This is a genomic window from Mesobacillus subterraneus (genome assembly GCF_023715485.1).
Classification (GTDB): Bacteria; Bacillota; Bacilli; order Bacillales; family Cytobacillaceae; genus Mesobacillus; species Mesobacillus subterraneus_B.
This window is the reverse complement of the sequence record NZ_JAMBOF010000009.1, coordinates 116,028-137,762: the sequence shown is the minus strand read 5'-3', so window position 1 is coordinate 137,762 and position 21,735 is coordinate 116,028. Positions and strand designations below refer to the sequence as shown.

Annotated in this window: 21 protein-coding genes and 1 other annotated feature; all 21 genes read left to right on the top strand. The window is 44.8% G+C overall.

The window, feature by feature from the left end; genetic code table 11:
- Positions 1 to 353: 353 nt before the first annotated feature.
- The 21 genes from M3204_RS14800 (at position 354) to pyrE (ending at position 21,666) form a co-directional block, all read left to right on the top strand.
- Positions 354 to 626: a YlmC/YmxH family sporulation protein gene (locus M3204_RS14800; protein ID WP_251483104.1), complete on the top strand. Its 273-nt coding sequence runs from the start codon at positions 354 to 356 to the stop codon at positions 624 to 626.
- Positions 627 to 692: 66 nt separating this feature from the next.
- Positions 693 to 1,520, top strand: a complete 828-nt coding sequence (gene pgeF / locus M3204_RS14795) for a peptidoglycan editing factor PgeF (RefSeq protein ID WP_251483102.1) — start codon at positions 693 to 695, stop codon at positions 1,518 to 1,520.
- The gene (locus M3204_RS14790; protein ID WP_251483101.1) at positions 1,521 to 2,207 is read left to right on the top strand and encodes a YggS family pyridoxal phosphate-dependent enzyme; all 687 of its coding nucleotides are present in this window, start codon (positions 1,521 to 1,523) and stop codon (positions 2,205 to 2,207) included.
- Position 2,208: 1 nt separating this feature from the next.
- A complete protein-coding gene (locus M3204_RS14785; protein ID WP_251483100.1) occupies positions 2,209 to 2,649 on the top strand; it encodes a cell division protein SepF in 441 nt (146 codons plus the stop codon).
- A gap of 5 nt (positions 2,650 to 2,654) precedes the next feature.
- The gene (locus tag M3204_RS14780) at positions 2,655 to 2,915 is read left to right on the top strand and encodes a YggT family protein (RefSeq protein WP_251483099.1); all 261 of its coding nucleotides are present in this window, start codon (positions 2,655 to 2,657) and stop codon (positions 2,913 to 2,915) included.
- Positions 2,916 to 3,057: 142 nt separating this feature from the next.
- Entirely contained in the window at positions 3,058 to 3,831 is a 774-nt protein-coding gene (locus tag M3204_RS14775; RefSeq protein ID WP_251483098.1) for an RNA-binding protein, read from the top strand.
- Positions 3,832 to 3,922: 91 nt separating this feature from the next.
- Positions 3,923 to 4,444 (top strand): DivIVA domain-containing protein, encoded by a 522-nt coding sequence (locus tag M3204_RS14770; protein WP_251483097.1) that lies wholly within the window; start codon positions 3,923 to 3,925, stop codon positions 4,442 to 4,444.
- A 49-nt stretch (positions 4,445 to 4,493) separates the two neighbouring features.
- Positions 4,494 to 4,737: a binding site (T-box leader), on the top strand.
- An 85-nt stretch (positions 4,738 to 4,822) separates the two neighbouring features.
- The gene (gene ileS, locus M3204_RS14765) at positions 4,823 to 7,582 is read left to right on the top strand and encodes an isoleucine--tRNA ligase (RefSeq protein WP_251483095.1); all 2,760 of its coding nucleotides are present in this window, start codon (positions 4,823 to 4,825) and stop codon (positions 7,580 to 7,582) included.
- A 154-nt stretch (positions 7,583 to 7,736) separates the two neighbouring features.
- Positions 7,737 to 8,024 (top strand): hypothetical protein, encoded by a 288-nt coding sequence (locus tag M3204_RS14760; protein ID WP_251483092.1) that lies wholly within the window; start codon positions 7,737 to 7,739, stop codon positions 8,022 to 8,024.
- 332 nt (positions 8,025 to 8,356) lie between these two features.
- Positions 8,357 to 8,848, top strand: coding sequence for a signal peptidase II (lspA, locus tag M3204_RS14755; protein WP_251483091.1), 492 nt, complete (start codon positions 8,357 to 8,359; stop codon positions 8,846 to 8,848).
- Positions 8,820 to 9,731 (top strand): RluA family pseudouridine synthase, encoded by a 912-nt coding sequence (locus M3204_RS14750; protein ID WP_251483089.1) that lies wholly within the window; start codon positions 8,820 to 8,822, stop codon positions 9,729 to 9,731. The genes lspA and M3204_RS14750 overlap by 29 nt, the downstream gene beginning before the upstream one ends.
- 217 nt (positions 9,732 to 9,948) lie before the next feature.
- The gene (gene pyrR / locus M3204_RS14745; protein ID WP_251483087.1) at positions 9,949 to 10,491 is read left to right on the top strand and encodes a bifunctional pyr operon transcriptional regulator/uracil phosphoribosyltransferase PyrR; all 543 of its coding nucleotides are present in this window, start codon (positions 9,949 to 9,951) and stop codon (positions 10,489 to 10,491) included.
- Positions 10,492 to 10,635: 144 nt separating this feature from the next.
- Entirely contained in the window at positions 10,636 to 11,955 is a 1,320-nt protein-coding gene (locus tag M3204_RS14740) for a solute carrier family 23 protein (protein WP_251483086.1), read from the top strand.
- Positions 11,956 to 12,145: 190 nt separating this feature from the next.
- Positions 12,146 to 13,090: an aspartate carbamoyltransferase catalytic subunit gene (locus M3204_RS14735; protein ID WP_251483083.1), complete on the top strand. Its 945-nt coding sequence runs from the start codon at positions 12,146 to 12,148 to the stop codon at positions 13,088 to 13,090.
- Positions 13,053 to 14,336 (top strand): dihydroorotase, encoded by a 1,284-nt coding sequence (locus M3204_RS14730; protein WP_251483081.1) that lies wholly within the window; start codon positions 13,053 to 13,055, stop codon positions 14,334 to 14,336. Before M3204_RS14735 ends, M3204_RS14730 begins: the two co-directional genes overlap by 38 nt.
- Positions 14,333 to 15,430, top strand: a complete 1,098-nt coding sequence (locus tag M3204_RS14725) for a carbamoyl phosphate synthase small subunit (RefSeq protein ID WP_251483079.1) — start codon at positions 14,333 to 14,335, stop codon at positions 15,428 to 15,430. The genes M3204_RS14730 and M3204_RS14725 overlap by 4 nt, the downstream gene beginning before the upstream one ends.
- Positions 15,417 to 18,629 carry a carbamoyl-phosphate synthase large subunit gene (carB, locus tag M3204_RS14720; RefSeq protein ID WP_251483077.1) on the top strand — a complete coding sequence of 1,071 codons (3,213 nt, stop codon included), beginning with the start codon at positions 15,417 to 15,419 and terminating at the stop codon, positions 18,627 to 18,629. Before M3204_RS14725 ends, carB begins: the two co-directional genes overlap by 14 nt.
- Positions 18,629 to 19,405 (top strand): dihydroorotate dehydrogenase electron transfer subunit, encoded by a 777-nt coding sequence (locus tag M3204_RS14715; RefSeq protein WP_353056044.1) that lies wholly within the window; start codon positions 18,629 to 18,631, stop codon positions 19,403 to 19,405. The genes carB and M3204_RS14715 overlap by 1 nt, the downstream gene beginning before the upstream one ends.
- Entirely contained in the window at positions 19,402 to 20,343 is a 942-nt protein-coding gene (locus M3204_RS14710) for a dihydroorotate dehydrogenase (protein WP_251483073.1), read from the top strand. The genes M3204_RS14715 and M3204_RS14710 overlap by 4 nt, the downstream gene beginning before the upstream one ends.
- A complete protein-coding gene (pyrF, locus tag M3204_RS14705; RefSeq protein WP_251483070.1) occupies positions 20,315 to 21,031 on the top strand; it encodes an orotidine-5'-phosphate decarboxylase in 717 nt (238 codons plus the stop codon). Before M3204_RS14710 ends, pyrF begins: the two co-directional genes overlap by 29 nt.
- Complete coding sequence (pyrE, locus tag M3204_RS14700; protein ID WP_251483068.1) at positions 21,028 to 21,666, top strand: orotate phosphoribosyltransferase; 639 nt, start codon at positions 21,028 to 21,030, stop codon at positions 21,664 to 21,666. The genes pyrF and pyrE overlap by 4 nt, the downstream gene beginning before the upstream one ends.
- Positions 21,667 to 21,735: the final 69 nt, after the last annotated feature.

Sequence of the window (21,735 nt, the reverse complement as noted above, 5' to 3'; positions counted from 1 at the left end):
TAGACCAACTTGTTCCTCAGGAACATTTAGTCCAAAGTTGGATTTAGAATCTGAAGCTAAGAGAAGTCTATCCTCATGCAAAAAACCTATGATATCAAAAAGGGATTCGGAATGAGACCATTCCGAACCCCTTTTGTCGACAATCTGTAAGCTGCTGCCTATATGGCAGCTTTTTCATTTTGATTTCCAATCAAATCTCAATTCGCTGAAATACCTCGCTTGTTGAAGTCATTTATTTTTAGTTTGGAAATATCACATTATGCAAACTGTTCAAAATTCATAGATCCATATTCCTGTCATATATTCTATATAAGGTGAAGATCAGTGCCAAAGCAAAATCCGGAGGGATCTGAATGGTAAAGGTGACGGAGTTTCAAGTGAAAGATGTCGTGAATGTAGCTGATGGGAAAAGGCTGGGGAACATTGAGGATATTGAAATCAATTTAAATACAGGCAAAATTGAAGCTGTAGTAATAGGAAGCTCTGGGAAAGTACTTGGTTTTTTCGGAAAAGAAGATGAAGTTGTCATTCCATGGAGAAATATACTTAAAATCGGCGAGGATGTCATTCTTGTCCGGTACAAAGATAGTGGAGAATTCATCTCGCATGATGAAAGGGACGAGTAATGCCGTATCACTGTTGTATTACGGCCCTCATGTGATACACTAGACAAAAACTGTGAGGTATGAAAAATGGAACCATTCATCTTAAATAACAAAGAATATTTTTCAATAAAAGAGTGGATGGACCGTTTTCCGGGACTAGAAGTTGGATTTACGACAAAGAATGGCGGAGTCAGCCAGCAGGCATTTTCGGGATTGAACTTCGGCTTTCATGTCGGAGACGAACAGAGAGCCGTTTGCGAGAATCGCCTGCTGCTTGCCGATAAGATTGACTTTCCGCTTTCTGGCTGGGTGGGAGCAGAGCAAACACATGATGTCCGCATCCAAAAGATTACGAAATTGGATCAGGGGCGAGGTGCCGATGAGTACGAATCCTCGTTTTCAGCTACAGATGGCTTTTTGACAAATGAACAAGGCATATTGCTGACTCTTTGTTTCGCTGACTGTGTTCCGATTTATTTTATCGAGCCTGATTCCAGATTGATTGGAGTCGCCCATGCCGGCTGGAAGGGCACTGTAAATGGAATAGCCGCCGAGATGATTGGCAAATTTCAGCAAAATGGGGCAAATTCAGGAAAAATTTCTGCTATAATTGGCCCATCAATATGCAAAAAATGTTATATTGTTGATGAGAGAGTGATAAGTTTAGTCAAAAATAGACTAGATGATGTCGAAAATATACCATATAATCAAGTTAGTGAAGGACAATATTCGCTCGACTTAAAAGAAGTTAACCGGCTCATCCTGTCGAAGGCCGGCGTAAAAAACGATAATATCCATGTTACCGATTATTGCACAAGCTGCCATAGTGAACATTTTTATTCTCACAGGCGTGATCAGGGCAATGCAGGCCGAATGATGGCCTATATCGGCTGGAAGGAGGATAGCCGTCCATAAATGAAAGTTTCAGAAAATCTGGAGGTTATCCAGAGCCAAATAGCAGAAGCCTGTAAAAAGGCCAATCGCAGCAATGAAGAGGTTAAAATAATCGCAGTCACCAAATATGTCTCCGCCGAACGGACTCAGGAAGCCATTGAAGCAGGTGTGGTCAATTTAGGCGAAAATCGCGATGAGGGTCTTCTGGAAAAAATTGGCCAGATAAAGGACAAGCCCATCTGGCACTTTATCGGGACGTTGCAGACCAGGAAAGTGAAAAATATCATTGATCATGTTACATACATCCATTCACTAGACAGGCTCTCGCTGGCGAAAGAAATCAACAAACGAGCCGCTTCAAAAGTGAATTGCTTAATTCAAGTCAATGCATCTGGTGAAGAAAGTAAGCATGGCCTGGAGCCGGAAGATGTATTGGACTTCGTTTCAGAATTAAAACAGTATTCTAATATTCTCGTAAGCGGATTAATGACAATGGCACCCAATACAGAGGACGAGCAGGTAATCAGGGATTGTTTCAAGACAATGAAAAATCTCCAGGGCGAAATTCAAAGCCTTAAACTTGATTATGCTCCATGCAATGAGCTGTCTATGGGAATGTCGAATGATTTTCAAATAGCTGTTGAAGAAGGATCTACTATGGTGCGCATCGGCACTGCTTTGGTAGGCAACGAATCGGAGGTGCAATAAAATGAGCTTAAAATCAAAAATTAAGACATTTTTTTTCCTGGAAGATGAATATGACTATAATGATGAGGAAATGCTCGAAGAGGAAGCTGAGCCATTCAAGCCTAACAGGCAGCCAGTTCATCAAAAACAGAATGTTGTCAGCCTTCAGAGTGTGCAAAAGTCATCTAAAGTGATCTTGATGGAGCCAAGGATGTATGCTGAAGCACAGGAAATAGCTGATCATTTAAGAAATCGCCGCGCAGTCGTTGTGAACTTGCAGCGCATTGACCAGGACCAGGCAAGGCGGATCGTCGATTTCCTCAGCGGCACAGTTTATGCAATAAGCGGGGATATTCAGCGGATTGGAATGAATATCTTTTTATGTACCCCGGATAATGTTGAAGTAACAGGGAATATTTCTGAACTGATGCAAGAGCGGGATTACCAAGAGTCGAGGTGGTAGATTAAATGGATGTAGTAGTATCAATAATAGCTCAATTAGTTAGTATTTATCAGTGGGCCTTGATCATTTATATTTTCATGTCATGGTTCCCAAATGCAAGGGATACAGCGATCGGCCAGTTTTTAGCGCGAATTTGTGAGCCATTCCTGGAGCCGTTCCGCCGGATCGTTCCTTCAATCGGCATGATCGATATTTCACCTATCGTTGCTTTTCTTGTACTGCGTTTCGCAGTTAGCGGCTTGTACCAGCTTGCTGCATGGTTTTAATAGAAATAGGATTTCTTGCAGGGTCTGATTCAGGCCCTGCTTATTTTCTATTTGAATCCCTGTCGATTGGAGTGGAAAGCGAAGCGCCTGGATCAGAAATCAATTGTCTTAGTTAACACTGCAATAGTAAAAGGAGAACAAAATGAATATTTATCAGCATTTCCGTCCAGAAGAACGGGAATTTATCGACCAGGTCATTAACTGGAAAGAATACGTAGAACAAAGCTATGCACCGAAATTGACTGATTTTCTCGATCCGAGGGAACAGCAGATTCTCGCTACGGTCATCGGAAAGCATCCAGAGGTGAAATGGGAGCTTTTTGGCGGTGCCCCAGGTACAGAAAGAAAACGCGCCTATCTTTTCCCTGATTATATGGAAGCGCAGAATGAGGATTTTCAGGTTAAGCTGTTCGGAATTGAATATGCCAAGAAATTCATCAACATCGAACACCGGCAAGTGCTGGGAAGCTTGATGTCCCTTGGGTTAAAGCGTGGAAAATTTGGCGATATCCTGATTGATGGCGATACCGTGCAATTTTTCGCAGCAGCCGAAATCGCTGATTACATCCGCCTCCAGCTGGAATCAATCGGAAGGGCATCGATAAACCTGACGGAGATGCCGCTTGAAAAAGCTATAGCAATGGACGAGGAATGGAATGAAATGAACACCACTGTATCATCGTTAAGACTTGATACGGTTATCTCTGCACTCTTCAATCTTTCCCGGCAAAAATCCCAGTTGCTGATCCAGCATGGACATGTGAAAGTCAACTGGACAGCCATTGAAAACCCGGCATTTGAATGTGGTGAAGGGGACGTCATCTCTGCTCGGGGATATGGACGTGCGAAAATCATCACAATTGAAGGGAAAACAAAAAAAGATAAATACCGAGTTATTGCCGGCAGGAAAAAATAATTATATAGTTATAGAAGAAGGATTTTTAGATTTTTTGTCGAATCATTGCTTTAAGTACATAAAGGATTATAACTTAATGGGAGGTGGCGTAATGCCTTTAACGCCGTTAGATATACACAACAAAGAATTCAATAAGGGATTTCGCGGATATGATGAAGATGAGGTAAATGAGTTTCTTGACCAAGTGATCAAGGACTACGAACTAATCCTCCGAGAGAAAAAAGAACTCGAAGAAAAGCTCACTGAAATGAATTCAAGGCTTGGCCATTTTACGAATATCGAAGAAACACTCAATAAATCGATCGTGATTGCCCAGGAAGCAGGGGAAGAAGTCCGCCGCAACGCGCAAAAGGAAGCAAAGCTGATTGTCAAGGAAGCTGAAAAGAACGCTGACAGGATCATAAACGAATCATTGTCCAAGGCGCGTAAAATCGCGTTGGAAATCGAAGAGTTGAAAAAGCAGTCAAAAGTATTCAGGACAAGATTCAAGATGCTGATCGAAGCACAGCTTGATATGCTGAACACGGATGACTGGGATCACCTTCTTGAGTATGAACTGGATTCAACTGAATTGAAGACTGCAGCCAGAGAAGAAGAAGATTCACTAGCTTGACGAAGGCACTTCATTTCGCATATAATTTCATAACAAAGTGCAATACACGATAGAAACGATGACAGGGACAGTATGGCTTTTCAAATGCTTGCTTCATCAGCGAAATGGGGAAGGTGGGAGCCCATTGCAAGCGAATAGCCGGAAAATCACCCTTTAGTTCCGAGCTGAACACCCGTCAGGATCAGTAAGCGCAGGCGTGACATTCGCGTTAAGAATGCTAAGAGGGCAGAATGAACCAATCATTCTTGTCTATTTAGGGTGGTACCGCGGGAATAAACCTTCTCGTCCCTTTTCAGGGATGAGGAGGTTTTTTTATTTTCGGTAAATCGTCAGCTGTCGAGTTTTGCCTAGGGTACAGAATAGGGAGGATAAAATTAAATGGAGTACAAAGACACGTTGCTCATGCCGAAGACCGAGTTTCCGATGCGCGGAAATCTTCCAAACAGGGAGCCGGAAATCCAGGCAAAATGGGAAGAAATGAATATCTACGAAAAAGTGCAAAAGCACACAGAAGGACGACCGCTGTTCATCCTGCATGATGGACCTCCATATGCAAACGGAGATATCCATATGGGTCACGCGTTAAATAAAATCCTTAAAGATTTTATCGTACGCTATAAATCAATGAGCGGTTTTTGTTCACCATATGTTCCTGGCTGGGATACACATGGTTTGCCAATTGAGCAGGCATTAACGAATAAGGGTGTAAAACGCAAAGAAATGACGGTCGCTGAATTCAGGAAGCTTTGTGAAGAATATGCCTACGAGCAGGTCAACAACCAGCGTGAGCAGTTCAAGCGTCTTGGTGTAAGAGGTGACTGGGAAAATCCTTATATCACATTGAAGCCTGAGTATGAGGCGCAACAAATTAAAGTTTTCGGTGAGATGGCAAAGAAAGGATACATCTATAAAGGCAAAAAGCCTGTATACTGGTCGCCTTCAAGTGAATCTGCATTGGCTGAAGCTGAAATCGAATATCAGGATAAGCGATCAGCTTCCATCTATGTTGGCTTCCCTGTAAAAGACGGCAAAGGCGTTCTTGACCAGGATGTTGAAATCATCATCTGGACTACCACACCATGGACAATTCCTGCGAACCTTGGAATTTCCGTTCATCCCGATTTGACATACGTTGTTGTTGAGGCTGACGGAAGGAAATTCCTTGTAGCTGAGGATCTTCTTGAAGCAGTAACGAATGAAATTGGCTGGGAAAATGCTTCGACAGTTAAGAAAGTTGCGGGAAAAGAGCTTGAAGGCGTTCTGGCAAAGCATCCATTATATGGCCGAGATTCCCTTGTCATGCTTGGTGAGCACGTTACCACCGATGCTGGTACAGGATGTGTCCACACTGCACCTGGGCACGGGGAAGATGACTTCCATGTTGGCCAGAAGTACGGTCTTGAAGTTTTATGCCCTGTAGATGATAAGGGTGTTATGACAGCTGAAGCAGAAGGCTTTGAAGGACTATTCTATGATCAGGCAAACAAGCCAATCACTGAAAAGCTTGAGGAAGTTGGAGCTTTGCTGAAGCTAAGCTTTATCACACACTCATACCCGCATGACTGGAGAACGAAAAAACCTGTAATCTTCCGTGCTACAGCACAATGGTTCGCATCCATTAAGGATTTCCGAGGCGAGTTGCTAAAAGCTGTTGAAGAAACAAAATGGGTTCCGGCATGGGGCGAAACAAGATTGTTCAATATGGTCCGTGACCGCGGCGACTGGTGTATCTCCCGTCAGCGCGCATGGGGTGTTCCTATCCCTGTATTCTACGCTGAGAACGGGCAGGAGATCATCACTGACGAAACAATCGAACATGTATCAAATCTATTCCGTGAGCATGGATCAAATATCTGGTTTGAAAAAGAAGCGAAGGAATTGCTGCCAGAAGGCTACAGCCACCCTGAAAGTCCTAATGGCCAATTTACAAAAGAAACAGACATCATGGACGTCTGGTTCGACTCAGGCTCATCACACCAGGCAGTGCTGGTAGAGCGTGATGACCTCCAGCGCCCGGCAGACCTTTATCTTGAAGGATCTGACCAATATCGCGGCTGGTTCAACTCATCATTATCAACCGCAGTTGCAGTAACAGGCAAAGCTCCTTACAAAGGTGTCCTGAGCCACGGTTTCGCACTTGATGGCGAAGGCCGTAAGATGAGTAAATCAATCGGTAATGTCGTTGTCCCTGCAAAGGTAATGAATCAGTTAGGAGCGGATATCCTTCGTCTATGGGTTGCTTCTGTAGACTATCAGTCAGACGTCCGTGTTTCTGATGCGATCTTGAAGCAGGTCGCTGAAGTATACCGTAAAATCCGCAACACATTCAGATTCTTGCTTGGCAACCTTTCTGATTTCAACCCTGAAACGGATTCTGTGCCATTCGAGCAGCTGCGCGAAGTCGACCAGTTCATGCTCGTGAAATTGAATAAATTAATCAAATATGTACGAAATGCTTATGACAACTATGAATTCGCAGGTGTATACCATGCGGTCAACAATTTCTGTACACTTGATTTAAGTGCTTTCTATCTAGATTTTGCCAAGGATGTACTTTACATCGAAGCCGCGGATAATGCAGAGCGCCGTGCTATCCAGACGGTATTGTATGAGAGCTTGCTTGCATTGGTGAAGCTGACAGCTCCGATCCTGTCGCATACAGCTGATGAAGTATGGGCATTCATCCCATCTGAGAAGGAAGATAGCGTCCAGCTTACAGATATGCCTGAATACAAGGAAATTGCTGATGCAGAAACGCTTGAGAACAAGTGGAATGCATTCATGAAGCTTCGGGACGATGTCCTTAAGGCACTTGAAGAGGCAAGGAATGAAAAAGTAATCGGAAAGTCATTGACAGCAAAGGTTTCTTTATATGTCAGCGGCAGCACGAAAGAGCTTCTGGAGTCCATCTCTGAAAACCTGAGCCAGCTGTTCATCGTATCAGGCTTTGAAGTGGCAGGCAGCTATGATCAAGCTCCTGAGAATGCAATCAAGCTAGATAATGCAGCGATTGTCGTCACAAAAGCTGAAGGTGAAACTTGTGAAAGATGCTGGGTTGTTACACCAGAAGTCGGCAAAGTCGAAGAACATCCTACACTTTGCCCGCGCTGTGCAACGGTTGTGAAGGAAAATTACTAATATCTATTTGAGAACTCCGGGATATACCCCGGGGTTCTTTTTTTGACAAATATCTTCCTCCTCCGGGAATTCCTGCAGTACATGTAAAAAGTTTAACTGAGTCAGCATGAAGCATGAGGAGATAATAGCTGTAAACAGGAACGGGGGCAGATATATGGAAGGTAATCTTGATTACATTTACAATGAGCTCCGCGAAACGAGAACAGAACTGTTAGCGTACCTGAATCACAACGAGAAAGATGAGAGGATTTTGCAATACATTGTTGATGAACTAAACGATATAGAAGCAGCATTGGAGAAAATGAAATTTGGCGAGTACGGGAAATGCGAAATATCTGGAGAATACATGCCATATGAGTTTTTACAAACGTTCCCTACAGCAAAATCAGCGAGTGAATTGGACCATATAGAACAATACTGCCGGAAACCAATTTATTCTTAAGGATTTTTGGTGGTGCGGAAAAAGAGGTCTTCAATAAAAAGCTAATAGAGCTTAGGATTGGATTTCCACTCCTGGAAAAAATCGACGGAAATTTCCAAGTCGCCAATAAAAATCGATTATCGCCAATATAAAAAAATTTCGCTAATAAACAATTTAGACAAGTCAATTTCTTATAAATCTAATGCAAAAATAATTAATATTATTCTGTTATCAGGGGTTCCAACCCGTTCAGAGTCAGTAATATCACTAAAACTTATAATATCTGTCGTTTTAATCTTTTATGTGCTAAAATGCAAAGGTAATGAATTGCTGTGAATGTGGAGGTTACTTTTGTGTTTTATTACATAATTGCACTTTTTGTTATTTTGCTTGACCAGCTTACAAAATGGTTGATCGTTAAGAACATGGAGCTTGGCGAGAGCATCCAGGTCATAGAGAATTTTTTGTATGTTACTTCTCACCGTAACCGTGGAGCTGCCTGGGGAATACTTCAGGGGCAAATGTGGTTTTTCTATGTTATTACAATCGTTGTGATTATCGGTCTTGTCATTTATATTCAAAAGGCAGCTAAAGGAAAGCTGCTGCTTGGTGTTTCACTAGGCTTCATGCTTGGTGGAGCAATTGGGAATTTTATCGACAGGGTGTACCGAAAAGAAGTGGTTGATTTTATCAATACATATATTTTCGGATACGATTTCCCTATTTTCAATATTGCGGATTCTGCGCTTGTCATAGGTGTGGGACTGTTGATGATTGACATGATCAGGGAAGAGAGAGAGGCGAAAAGAAAAGCTTATGGAGAAAATGGAACACATCATCAGTGAAGACCAGGCTGGTGACAGAATAGATAAGGTCGTTTCGACCCTGGATCCAGAGTGGTCAAGGAGCCAGGTGCAGCAATGGATCAAAGACGGAAACGTTTTGGTCAATGGAGCACAAATCAAAACAAATTATAAATGCAGCTTGAATGACAGGCTGGAAATTATCATTCCAGAGCCTGAAGTGTTAGATGTAATCGCGGAGGAAATGGACCTTGAGATTTACTATGAGGACGCAGATGTTCTCGTTGTGAACAAGCCAAAAGGAATGGTCGTGCACCCGGCTCCAGGTCATATGACTGGTACGCTGGTAAACGGCTTAATGGCCCACTGCAAGGATTTATCCGGTATTAATGGTGTCCTCCGTCCAGGTATCGTCCACAGGATTGATAAGGACACATCCGGGCTGTTAATGGTTGCTAAAAATGATTTAGCACATGAAAGCCTCGTGAATCAACTTGTCGCCAAAACGGTGACAAGAAAGTATAAGGCGCTAGTGCATGGCATCATCCAGCATGATTTTGGAACAATTGACGCTCCTCTTGGCCGTGATCAAAAAGACCGCCAGAGCATGACGGTGGTGGATAATGGCAAGCATGCGGTCACTCACTTCAATGTGATAGAACGCTTTAACGACTTTACATTTGTGGAGTGCCAGCTGGAAACAGGCCGGACTCACCAGATTCGTGTCCACATGAAATACATTGGCTATCCGCTTGCTGGTGACCCGAAATATGGACCGAAAAAAACACTCGACCTTGGCGGACAGGCACTTCATGCAGGTCTACTCGGATTCGACCATCCGAGAACCGGCGAGTACCTTGAATTTGAAGCTCCGCTGCCAGATTATTTTGTAGCGCTTTTAAATGATTTAAGAGAAAATCGTTGACAAAGTTCAACAATTATCTTAAGATGACTATAGTTTAATAAGTCCTTTAAAGACAGTCCCGTGAGGCTGAGAAGGAAACGGATTTTGCAACAGGCATCTTTGTATGCTTTGCTGCATTCTTACCATGTCGTTTACCCTCTTGTCTGCACAGGCAAGAGGGTTTTTTGCGAATAACTTTCCGTTTTCAATCGTAAATAGAGAAGGAGTGAAAACATTCATGTCAGAAAAAGCTGTAGTGCTGGACAACCAGGGAATCCGGCGGGCATTGACGAGGATTGCTCATGAGATCATTGAAAGAAACAAAGGGATTGAAGATTGTGTCCTAGTCGGAATCCGAACAAGAGGGATTTACATCGCCAAAAGGCTGGCTGACAGGATTCGCGAGATCGAAGGAGCAGAAATGCCGGTCGGGGAGCTTGACATTACTCTTTATCGCGATGACTTGACGAAAAAGACGAATGACCAGGAACCAGAAGTTAAAGGTTCGGACATTCCCGTTGATATCTCTAATAAGAAAGTCATCCTTGTGGATGATGTGTTGTATACAGGCAGGACAGTACGCGCCGCGATGGACGCTTTGATCGATATCGGGCGCCCAGCAACGATCCAGCTTGCAGTACTGGTTGACAGAGGCCATCGGGAGCTGCCAATCAGGGCGGACTTCGTGGGTAAGAATATCCCGACTTCAAGCTCGGAAAAAATCGTCGTCGAACTTCAAGAAGTGGACGAGGAAGAACGAGTAAGCATTTTTGAAAAATAAATAACGCCCTTTTAATACAGTCCAGAGAGGCTGAAAAAGGGGGAGCGCAAGGCTGATGGCTTTGTGCGGGTTCTTTTACCCATACCCTCTTTGCACCTCCTGGCAAAGAGGGTTTTTCTTTACAAACGAGAGGGGAATAAAAAAATGAACAAACCTATCCTAGACATCAAAGATGTTCCATCACCTTTTCAATGGTTCACGCTAAGCCTTCAGCACTTATTCGCCATGTTTGGCGCTACAATTCTTGTGCCTTATCTAGTGGGCTTAAGCCCTGCTATTGCCTTGATTTCCAGCGGGCTTGGCACAATAGCCTTCCTGATCATCACAAAATTCCAGGTTCCAGCTTACCTTGGATCATCATTCGCTTTCATCGCACCGATCATCGCAGCTAAGGCTGGCGGCGGACCGGGTGCAGCCATGATTGGTACATTCCTTGCGGGGCTTGTGTACGGAGTAGTTGCCCTGATCATCAAGAAGGCAGGCTATCGTTGGATCATGCGACTTCTGCCACCGGTTGTAGTAGGACCGGTCATCATCGTTATCGGACTTGCGCTTGCTGGTGTAGCAGTAGATATGGCAATGAATGTCCCAGGAACAACAGAGTATAGCTTGCTTCACTTCTCAGCGGCTCTCGTAACATTGGCAGCGACAATCATCTTCTCGATTTATGGAAAGGGCATGCTCAGCATGGTTCCAATCCTTGGCGGGATCATCGTTGGGTACCTATACTCATTGGCAATCGGAATTGTTGATTTAAGCGGAGTAAGAAAAGCAGATATTTTCGAAATGCCAGACTTCATCTTCCCGTTCGTTCATTATAATGTAAGCATCAACCTGGAAATCATCCTCCTGATGGTGCCGGTAGCAATCGTCACGTTATCAGAGCATATCGGCCACCAGCTCGTACTGAGCAAGGTTGTTGGTAAAGACTATATTAAAGAACCAGGCCTGCACCGCTCAATTCTTGGCGACGGAATGGCGACAATGATTTCTGGTCTGATCGGCGGACCACCTAAGACAACATATGGAGAAAACATCGGAGTACTCGCAATCACAAGAGTATACAGTGTCTATGTCCTGCTAGGTGCAGCCATCATCGCGACAGTATTCGGATTCGTTGGTAAAATAACAGCCTTGATCAGCTCAATTCCTACACCGGTTATGGGCGGCGTATCCATCCTGCTGTTCGGGATCATCGCTTCATCAGGATTAAGGATGCTCGTTGACAGTAAAATCGATTTTGGGAACACACGCAACTTAGTCATCTCTTCAGTCATTCTGGTCATCGGAATCGGCGGGGCATTTATCAAGGTTTCAGAACAGTTCCAAATCCAGGGTATGGCGCTTGCAGCCATCATTGGGGTAGCCTTGAACATTATTCTGCCAGGACGCCCGGAAGTTGAAGAAGATATGTTTGAAGTGGAAGCAGAAAAAAAAACTGAGAAAAAGAACGATGTAGCATAGTTTCACCTTTTAAAAAGGTCCAGAGAGGCTTAAAAGGGTGTTATGAGCGAACCGGCTTATTCAACATACACATAAAACCACAGCAAACTGGTTTTATGCCGGCAAGTTCATGGTAAAGCACCCTGTTTAACTGACAGGGTGCTTTTTTTATAGGATTTTAAAATGAGATGCTGAAATAGGAGGAACGGAAATGACCAAGGACCTGCTTACCACATCACAGCTGAGTATAGAAGAAATCCAGGATATCTTGAAATCTGCTCGCGATTTTTCCGAGGGGAAATCATGGCAGCCGAAAGAAAAGGTTTTTATCAGCAATTTATTTTTTGAACCAAGTACACGGACTAAATCCAGCTTTGAAATGGCAGAACGCAAACTCGGTTTAGAAGTGATTCCGTTTGAGGTGCAGACCTCCAGTGTGCTTAAAGGCGAAACATTGTACGACACTGTCAGGACGCTTGAGGCAATCGGAACGGACGCTGTCGTCATCAGGCATAGTGCTGATAACTACTTTTCCGAGCTGGAAAAAGGAATATCGATTCCTATCATCAATGCCGGGGACGGCAGAGGACATCATCCTACGCAATCATTGCTTGACTTAATGACGATCCAACAGGAGTTTGGCAGCTTCACAGGGCTAAAGGTAGCGATTATCGGTGATATCCTTCATAGCCGTGTCGCGAGGTCGAATGCAGATGCTTTGGTGAGGCTGGGAGCTAAGGTCATTTTTTCAGGACCTGAAGCCTGGGTTGGCATAAATAATCTTCCAGCCGGCTGCAGCTATTTGGAAGTAGATGATGCCATCAATGAAGCCGATGTTGTGATGCTCCTGCGGGTCCAGCATGAACGCCATGACGGAAAGATGCTTTTTGAAAAAAAGCATTACCACAAACAATTTGGATTAACACTCGAGAGGGCACAGCAAATGAAACATGGCAGCATAATCCTCCATCCAGCGCCTGTGAATCGCGGTGTCGAAATTGCTGATGAACTGGTGGAAAGCCCAAAGTCGAGAATATTCAAGCAAATGGAAAACGGAGTTTATATAAGAATGGCGGTTTTGAAGAGAGCAATCGAAAATAGGAACGGGGGAATGAAACATGTCAATGTTAATCAAAAATGGCAAATTGCTTACTAAAAACGGGTTGGAAAAAATAGATATTTTAATAAAAGATGGCGTAATTGCCGAAATGCGTGCTGGGCTTCACTCAGCAGCTGTAAAGATTATAGATGCTGAAGGCAAGTTAATAACACCTGGACTTATCGATCTTCATGTCCATTTGCGAGAGCCTGGCGGAGAAAAGAAAGAAACAATCGCTACAGGGACACTTGCCGCTGCAAAAGGCGGTTTTACCACAGTTGCTGCAATGCCGAATACAAGGCCAGTTCCGGATTCAAAAGCACAGCTTGATCTGCTGCAGGAAAGGATTAAGGAAACTGCTTCGGTCAGGGTACTGCCATATGCCTCAATCACAGTAAGGGAGCTTGGCCAGGAACTTACAAACTTTGCGGAACTTAAGGAAGCAGGCGCATTCGCTTTAACCGATGACGGAGTAGGAGTACAGTCAGCCGGTATGATGCTTGAAGCGATGAAAAGGGCTGCAAAGCTTGACATGGCAATCGTCGCCCATTGTGAAGACAACACATTAATTAATAAGGGCTCTCTGCATGAAGGAAAGAAAGCTGCTGAACTTGGCATCAACGGAATTCCATCAGTTTGTGAGTCTGTACATATTGCACGGGATATCCTTCTCGCTGAAGAAGCAGGCTGCCATTACCATGTATGCCATATCAGCACGAAGGAATCCGTCAGGGCAGTGCGTGATGCGAAGAGATATGGCATTAAGGTCACAGCGGAAGTGACACCACATCATTTGCTTTTAAGTGAAGAGGACATAGAAGGAAACGATGCCAACTTCAAAATGAATCCACCGTTGCGAAGCAAGGCAGACCAGGAGGCACTAATCGAAGGCCTGCTTGATGGCACGATCGATTTCATCGCCACCGACCATGCACCGCATACTAGCGAGGAAAAGGCAGAGGGATTCCAGCTGGCGCCGTTCGGAATTGTCGGTCTCGAAACAGCATTCCCGCTTTTATATACACACTTTGTAGAAACAAACATCATGACGTTAAAGCAATTAGTCGACTTTTTGACAGTCAAGCCTGCTGAAGCGTTTGGCCTCCCTTATGGTGAATTAAAGGTTGGGGCAGCAGCAGATCTTGTAGTGATCGACCTTGATGAAATGAAAGAAATCAATCCTGAGGAATTTTTATCAAAAGGAAAAAATACTCCGTTTGCTGGCTGGAGCTGCAAGGGCTGGCCAATCTTAACGATTGCTAAAGGAAAAATAGTCTGGGAAAAAGGATGTGTGACGGCATGAAAAAACAGCTGATTTTAGAGGATGGAACCGTTTTTGTGGGAGAAGGTTTTGGAAGTGAGTCAGCGACATCAGGGGAGGTTGTTTTCAATACGGGGATGACCGGTTACCAGGAAATATTATCGGATCCTTCCTACTGCGGCCAGATTGTTACAATGACTTATCCCTTGATCGGCAACTATGGGATTAATCGTGATGATTTTGAATCGATCAGCCCGGCTATCCATGGACTGATCGTAAAAGAAAATGCAGCTTTTCCATCAAACTGGCGCTCAGAGTTGACTCTGGATGAATATCTGAAAATGAAGAACATTCCCGGCATTGCTGGAATTGATACAAGAAAACTGACAAAAATCATCCGCCAGCACGGAACGTTAAAAGGTTCTATCTGCGGGATGGAAGAAAACCCGGCAGAAATTATCGCGAAATTAAAAAGCATAAGCTTGCCTAACGACCAGGTAAAACAAGTATCGACGAAAACACCATATCCAAGTCCGGGACGCGGGCACCGTGTTGTACTGGTAGACTTTGGATTAAAGCACGGAATACTGAGAGAACTGAAGGACCGGAACTGCGATGTGATCGTTGTTCCTTACAATACAACATCAGACGAAATTCTAAGCTTAAGCCCGGATGGCATTATGCTTTCTAACGGTCCTGGGGATCCAAAGGATGTTCCAGAAGCGATTGAAATGATCCAGGGCTTAATCGGCAAGGTACCGCTGTTCGGAATTTGCCTCGGGCATCAGCTGTTCGCGCTAGCATGCGGAGCAAATACAGAGAAAATGAAATTCGGCCATCGCGGCTCGAACCACCCCGTAAAGGATTTAAGCACAGGAAAAATCGCTCTGACTTCACAAAATCATGGCTATACGGTAAAAGAAGGTTCGGTAGCCGGTACGGAAATGGAAGTAACTCATATTGCCCTGAATGACGGCACGATAGAAGGCTTAAAACATAAAAGTGCAGCAGCATTCACAGTCCAGTACCATCCGGAAGCATCACCCGGTCCAGAAGATGCAAATGGATTGTTCAATCAATTTTTGGAACTAGTAGAAGCAGAAAAAAGGGAGGCTGTTGCAAATGCCAAAGCGTAAAGATGTAAACAGTATTTTAGTCATCGGGTCTGGACCGATCATCATCGGGCAGGCAGCCGAATTCGATTATGCCGGAACACAGGCATGCATTGCCTTGAGAGAAGAAGGCTATAAGGTCATCCTCGTAAATTCGAATCCAGCAACAATCATGACGGACACCGAAATGGCGGATGTAGTATACATTGAACCGCTTACCCTGGAGTTTGTCTCAAGAATCATTCGCAAGGAGCGTCCGGATGCAATCTTGCCAACGCTTGGGGGTCAGACCGGGCTGAACCTTGCTGTTGAACTGGCGAAAGCAGGCGTGTTAGAAGAATGCAGCGTTGAAATCCTTGGTACTAAGCTCGAAGCCATCAACCAGGCAGAGGACAGGGAACTTTTCAGGAACCTGATGAATGAGCTTGGACAGCCGGTTCCCGACAGCGATATTATCCATAGCCTTGAAGAGGCATTCGCTTTTGTAAATGAAATTGGCTATCCGGTCATTGTACGCCCGGCCTTCACGATGGGAGGAACCGGAGGCGGAATTTGCAGCAATGAAAAAGAATTGATCGAGATCGTCACCAGCGGGATTAAGAACAGTCCAGTTGGCCAATGCTTGCTGGAAAAGAGCATTGCAGGTTTCAAGGAAATCGAATATGAAGTGATGCGTGACAGCAATGACAATGCAATCGTTGTCTGCAACATGGAAAACTTCGACCCGGTTGGAGTCCATACAGGAGATTCCATTGTTGTAGCGCCAAGCCAGACATTGAGCGACCGTGAATACCAGCTGCTGCGTAATGCGAGCTTGAAAATCATCAGGGCACTTAAAATCGAGGGCGGATGCAATGTCCAGCTTGCGCTTGATCCAGAAAGCTTCAATTATTATGTGATCGAAGTAAATCCACGTGTCAGCCGTTCATCAGCTCTTGCTTCGAAAGCGACTGGTTACCCGATTGCCAAGCTCGCAGCAAAAATCGCTGTAGGGTTGACGCTTGATGAAATGCTGAACCCAGTTACCGGTAAAACATACGCTTGCTTTGAGCCTGCACTGGACTACGTGGTAACTAAAATACCGCGCTGGCCATTTGATAAGTTTGAATCTGCGAACAGGACGCTTGGGACTCAAATGAAAGCAACCGGTGAAGTCATGGCGATCGGTCGAACTTTTGAGGAGTCACTGCTAAAAGCAATCCGTTCCCTTGAAGCAGATGTAACACATCTTTCTTTGAAAAATGGCAGTGAAATAGATGAAAGTTTGCTAGAAAAGAGAATCCGCAAGGCCGGGGATGAAAGATTATTCTACCTTGCAGAAGCGATCAGAAGAGGTGTAACGATTGAAATCCTTCACAGCTGGAGCAAGATTGACCTGTTCTTCCTTCATAAATTAGAGAGGTTAATAGCTTTTGAGCAGGAGCTGGCAGATAAACCATTTGATTTAGAAATAGCCACGATTGCTAAAAGGAAAGGCTTTTCTGATATGGTAATAGCTAGATTATGGGATGCGGAAGAAAAAGCAGTATATCAATGGCGACTTGAAAAGGGTCTCGTTCCAGTTTTTAAAATGGTAGATACTTGCGCGGCAGAATTCGAGTCAGAAACACCCTATTTTTATAGCACATATGAGGAAGAAAATGAGTCAGTCGTGACTGACAGGCCAAGCGTCATCGTACTTGGGTCAGGACCAATCAGGATTGGACAGGGGATCGAGTTCGACTACGCAACAGTACACTCTGTGAAAGCAATCAAGGAAGCCGGTTACGAGGCAATCATCGTTAACAACAACCCTGAAACCGTCTCAACTGACTTCAGCATTTCCGATAAATTGTACTTCGAACCACTGACAATTGAGGACGTCATGAATATCGTCAATCTGGAAAAGCCAATCGGCGCTGTCGTCCAATTCGGCGGGCAGACGGCTATCAATCTAGCTTCTAAGCTGGTTGACAGGGGTGTAAAGATTCTTGGAACGAGCCTTAAAGACCTTGACCGTGCAGAGGATCGCGATAAGTTTGAACATGCTCTGGCGGATCTGCGTATTCCACTGCCAAAAGGAAGCACGGCAAAATCGGTAGAAGAAGCAGCAGCAATCGCTGCTGAAATTGGCTATCCTGTCCTTGTCCGTCCATCATATGTACTCGGCGGCAGGGCGATGGAAATTGTCTATAAGGAAGAAGAACTTCTGCACTACATGAAGAACGCAGTCAAGATCAATCCTGAATACCCAGTATTGATAGACCGTTATCTGACAGGAAAAGAAGTAGAGGTCGATGCGATTTCTGATGGCGAAACAGTATTGATTCCGGGGATCATGGAGCACATCGAAAGAGCCGGAGTCCATTCTGGTGATTCCATCGGCGTTTACCCTCCACAAAGCCTTAGTGAGGAAGTAAAACAAAAGCTCGTTTCTTACACGATCGACCTTGCAAGAGGCCTGAATATTGTTGGGCTGCTGAATATCCAGTATGTCATAGCGAACGAAGAGGTTTTTGTTCTGGAGGTTAATCCACGCTCAAGCAGGACCGTACCATTCTTGAGCAAAATCACGAATGTGCCGATGGCGAAAATCGCGACAAAGGTCATCCTAGGACAGAGTTTGAAAACCCAGGGATATGAAACAGGCCTGGTCCCAGAACAAGAGGGAGTGTTCGTTAAGGTGCCTGTTTTCTCCTTTGAAAAATTGCGCCGGGTTGACATTACGCTTGGCCCTGAAATGAAATCGACGGGCGAAGTAATGGGCAAGGATACAACTCTTGAAAAAGCTCTTTATAAAGGGATGATCGCTGCCGGTATGAAAATCAAGGAGTTTGGCACTGTCCTGCTGACAGTAGCTGATAAAGATAAAGAAGAAGCACTGGCACTCGCCCGGAGATTCTCGAATATTGGCTATCAGTTGATGGCAACTGAAGGCACGGCAAAATACCTGCAAAATGCAGGAATCAAAGTGAAAACAGTCGGAAAGATTGGCTCTGAAGGGCATAACCTTATCGATGTGATCCGCAGCGGTGAAGCTCAGATGGTGATCAATACACTGACAAAGGGCAAACAGCCGGAACGTGATGGATTCAGGATCCGCCGCGAATCAGTTGAAAATGGAGTGCCTTGCCTGACTTCGCTTGATACCGCAAAAGCGATATTAAGAGTCATTGAATCGATGACATTCTCGGCAGAGGCTTTAAAGCCACTAGAGGGGGTCAAAGTAGGTGTCCTTTCATGATTAAGCAGGAAAACTGCAGGGTTGTAAGTAATACACAAATCGGTGATAACATCTTTGAGCTGGTTTTGAGCGGGGAACTTACAGCCAATATGTCAGAGCCAGGCCAGTTTGTCCATGTGAAGGTATCAAATGGTTTCGATCCGCTGCTGCGCAGGCCTATCAGTATTGCTGCTATTGAAAAGGAAAACAGCACCTTCACGATCATTTACCGAAGGCAGGGAAGAGGAACTGCTCTGCTTGCCGAAAAATCAGCAGGAGAAGAAGTAGATATCCTCGGTCCTTTAGGGAATGGCTTCCCCGTAATGGAAGCGGCACAGGGGCAGACAGCAATTCTCATCGGGGGAGGAGTCGGTGTGCCTCCAATGTATGAACTGGCAAAGCAGCTTGCTCAAAATGGAGTATCGGTCATAAGTGTAATCGGCTTTCAGACAGAAAGTGCCGTTTTCTATGAAAAAGAGTTAGCAAGGTTTGGAGAGGTGTATGTTGCGACTGTTGACGGTTCATATGGCAGAAAAGGTTTTGTGACGGATATTCTTGCTGGTTTTGATTTTCAAGCGGATATTGTATTCGCATGCGGACCTACACCAATGTTGAGAGCAATCGATACAGGTAATTTTGCCCCAAAAACGTATCTGTCTCTTGAGGAACGGATGGGCTGTGGAATAGGTGCTTGCTTTGCTTGTGTCTGCCACACGAAAGAAGATCCACACGGCTATACTTACAAAAAGGTCTGCAGCGATGGACCGGTATTCAAAGCAGGGGAGGTTGTCATATGAGTTCACTATCAATTCAGATTCCAGGACTGAATCTGAGGAATCCGGTAATGCCTGCATCAGGCTGCTTCGGTTTTGGAAAAGAATTCAGCCAGTTATACGACCTGAGCTTACTGGGGGCAATCATGGTAAAGGCAACGACTCCCGAGCCGCGGTTCGGCAATCCAACTCCTCGAGTAGCCGAGACGCCAGGAGGAATGCTTAATGCCATCGGCCTGCAGAATCCCGGATTAGAGAAAGTATTTATCGAAGAGCTTCCATGGTTAGAGCAGTTTGATGTCCCGATAATAGCTAATATTGCTGGATCAACCGAGGATGATTACGTTGCTGTAGCTGAACAATTATCACAAGCTCCAAATGTGAAGGCTCTCGAATTGAACATATCTTGTCCAAATGTAAAAACAGGGGGTATTGCCTTTGGAACGGATCCAGATTTGGCCAAGGCACTTACTAAAAAAGTAAAGAACGTTTCCGAAGTGCCAGTGTACGTCAAACTTTCGCCTAATGTCTCTGATATCGTGAAAATCGCCAGGGCTGTCGAGGAAGGCGGAGCGGATGGACTAACGATGATCAATACATTGCTCGGCATGAGGATTGACCTCACCACAGGTCAGCCAATCCTGGCGAATAAAACTGGAGGCTTGTCAGGCCCTTCCATAAAACCGGTCGCAATCAGGATGATTTATGAAGTGAGCCAGCAGGTGTCGATTCCGATCATCGGCATGGGCGGAATCCAATCAGCGGAAGACGTCGTCGAATTTTTCCTTGCCGGGGCAAGTGCAGCGGCAGTCGGAACACAGAATTTCATCGATCCGTTTGTCTGTCCAAAAATCATCGAAGAATTGCCAGAAATTTTGCAAAGGCTTGGGGCAGACCATATTTCCGAATTAACGGGAAGGAGCTGGAAGAAGAATGAAAGACTCGCTTATCATCGCCCTTGATTTTCCTGTAAAATCGCAAGTCATTGAGTTTCTTAAGCAATTTGGGAACGAGGAGCTTTTTGTGAAGGTCGGAATGGAGCTGTTCTATTCTGAGGGTCCCTCGATCATAGAGGAACTGAAAAAACAAAATCATAAAATTTTCCTGGATTTGAAGCTGCATGACATTCCTAATACGGTAAAAAGTGCAATGAAGGTGCTTGCTGGTTTGGGATGCGACCTTGTCAATGTTCACGCTGCAGGCGGGACTGAAATGATGGCTGCGGCAGTCGAGGGGTTGGATAGTGGAACGCCAGCTGGCAGTAAGCGACCGTACTGTATTGCCGTGACACAGCTTACGAGTACATCGGAGGCACAAGTTAGCAAGGAACAACTGATAGCTGTCTCATTACAAGATTCAGTACTGAATTATGCCGGACTTGCCCAAAAGTCAGGCCTTGACGGTGTGGTCTGCTCGCCGCTTGAAGCTAAGTTAATCCAAAGCCAGTTGGGATTAGACTTCCTTACTGTCACTCCGGGAATCCGTCCAGCAGACAGTGAGTTGCAGGACCAGAAGCGTGCGGCAACACCAGAGTTCGCAAAAGCACAAGGGGTGTCAGCCATTGTTGTCGGCAGGCCCATAACCCGTTCAGCTAATCCGCTCGGAAGTTATCTATCTATCAAAAACAAATGGAAGGGTGTATATAAATGAAAAAAGAAATCGCAGGTGCGTTGCTCGATATCGAAGCGGTAAGCTTACAGCCTGATAATCCATTCACATGGTCATCTGGATTAAAATCGCCAATTTATTGTGACAACAGGCTGACACTCTCTTACCCTGAAGTTCGAAGGAAAGTCGCAGAAGGACTAAAAAACCTGATTATCGATAATTTTCCTGACGCTGAAGTAATCGCAGGTACTGCGACAGCAGGAATTCCGCATGCGGCGTGGGTGAGCGAACTGCTAAACCTTCCAATGAGTTATGTCCGTTCAAAAGCTAAAGGGCACGGAAAAGGCAATCAAATTGAAGGCAAGGTTTCTCCAGGGCAAAAGGTTGTTGTCGTCGAAGATCTAATCTCTACTGGGGGCAGTGTCATTGAAGCCGTCCAGGCATTACGGGATGCTGGCGGCGAAGTTCTTGGAGTTGTCTCAATCTTTACATATGAATTAGAAAAAGGAGAACAACAGCTGAAATCGGCAGATATAACAGCATATTCCCTGACAGACTTTACAACACTCTCCTTATTGGCCGAGGAAAATGGATTGATCACCAAAGAAAGTCTTGAAAGTCTCGCGGAATGGCGAAAAAGCCCTGCAGACTGGGGTACAGCAAACAGTAAACTATAAAATTAGTAAAAAATGCAGCTCAAAACAGGGCTGCATTTTTGTTGATATTATATGCGAAAAAACCCGCCT

Excerpts from the sequence above, each read along its gene's own strand:
- M3204_RS14800 (WP_251483104.1), top strand. The coding sequence starts at position 354 with ATGGTAAAGGTGACGGAGTTTCAAGTGAAAGATGTCGTGAATGTAGCT.
- pgeF (WP_251483102.1), top strand. The coding sequence starts at position 693 with ATGGAACCATTCATCTTAAATAACAAAGAATATTTTTCAATAAAAGAG.
- M3204_RS14790 (WP_251483101.1), top strand. The coding sequence starts at position 1,521 with ATGAAAGTTTCAGAAAATCTGGAGGTTATCCAGAGCCAAATAGCAGAA.
- M3204_RS14785 (WP_251483100.1), top strand. The coding sequence starts at position 2,209 with ATGAGCTTAAAATCAAAAATTAAGACATTTTTTTTCCTGGAAGATGAA.
- M3204_RS14780 (WP_251483099.1), top strand. The coding sequence starts at position 2,655 with ATGGATGTAGTAGTATCAATAATAGCTCAATTAGTTAGTATTTATCAG.
- M3204_RS14775 (WP_251483098.1), top strand. The coding sequence starts at position 3,058 with ATGAATATTTATCAGCATTTCCGTCCAGAAGAACGGGAATTTATCGAC.
- M3204_RS14770 (WP_251483097.1), top strand. The coding sequence starts at position 3,923 with ATGCCTTTAACGCCGTTAGATATACACAACAAAGAATTCAATAAGGGA.
- ileS (WP_251483095.1), top strand. The coding sequence starts at position 4,823 with ATGGAGTACAAAGACACGTTGCTCATGCCGAAGACCGAGTTTCCGATG.
- M3204_RS14760 (WP_251483092.1), top strand. The coding sequence starts at position 7,737 with ATGGAAGGTAATCTTGATTACATTTACAATGAGCTCCGCGAAACGAGA.
- M3204_RS14750 (WP_251483089.1), top strand. The coding sequence starts at position 8,820 with ATGGAGAAAATGGAACACATCATCAGTGAAGACCAGGCTGGTGACAGA.
- pyrR (WP_251483087.1), top strand. The coding sequence starts at position 9,949 with ATGTCAGAAAAAGCTGTAGTGCTGGACAACCAGGGAATCCGGCGGGCA.
- M3204_RS14740 (WP_251483086.1), top strand. The coding sequence starts at position 10,636 with ATGAACAAACCTATCCTAGACATCAAAGATGTTCCATCACCTTTTCAA.
- M3204_RS14735 (WP_251483083.1), top strand. The coding sequence starts at position 12,146 with ATGACCAAGGACCTGCTTACCACATCACAGCTGAGTATAGAAGAAATC.
- M3204_RS14730 (WP_251483081.1), top strand. The coding sequence starts at position 13,053 with ATGTCAATGTTAATCAAAAATGGCAAATTGCTTACTAAAAACGGGTTG.
- M3204_RS14725 (WP_251483079.1), top strand. The coding sequence starts at position 14,333 with ATGAAAAAACAGCTGATTTTAGAGGATGGAACCGTTTTTGTGGGAGAA.
- carB (WP_251483077.1), top strand. The coding sequence starts at position 15,417 with ATGCCAAAGCGTAAAGATGTAAACAGTATTTTAGTCATCGGGTCTGGA.
- M3204_RS14710 (WP_251483073.1), top strand. The coding sequence starts at position 19,402 with ATGAGTTCACTATCAATTCAGATTCCAGGACTGAATCTGAGGAATCCG.
- pyrF (WP_251483070.1), top strand. The coding sequence starts at position 20,315 with ATGAAAGACTCGCTTATCATCGCCCTTGATTTTCCTGTAAAATCGCAA.
- pyrE (WP_251483068.1), top strand. The coding sequence starts at position 21,028 with ATGAAAAAAGAAATCGCAGGTGCGTTGCTCGATATCGAAGCGGTAAGC.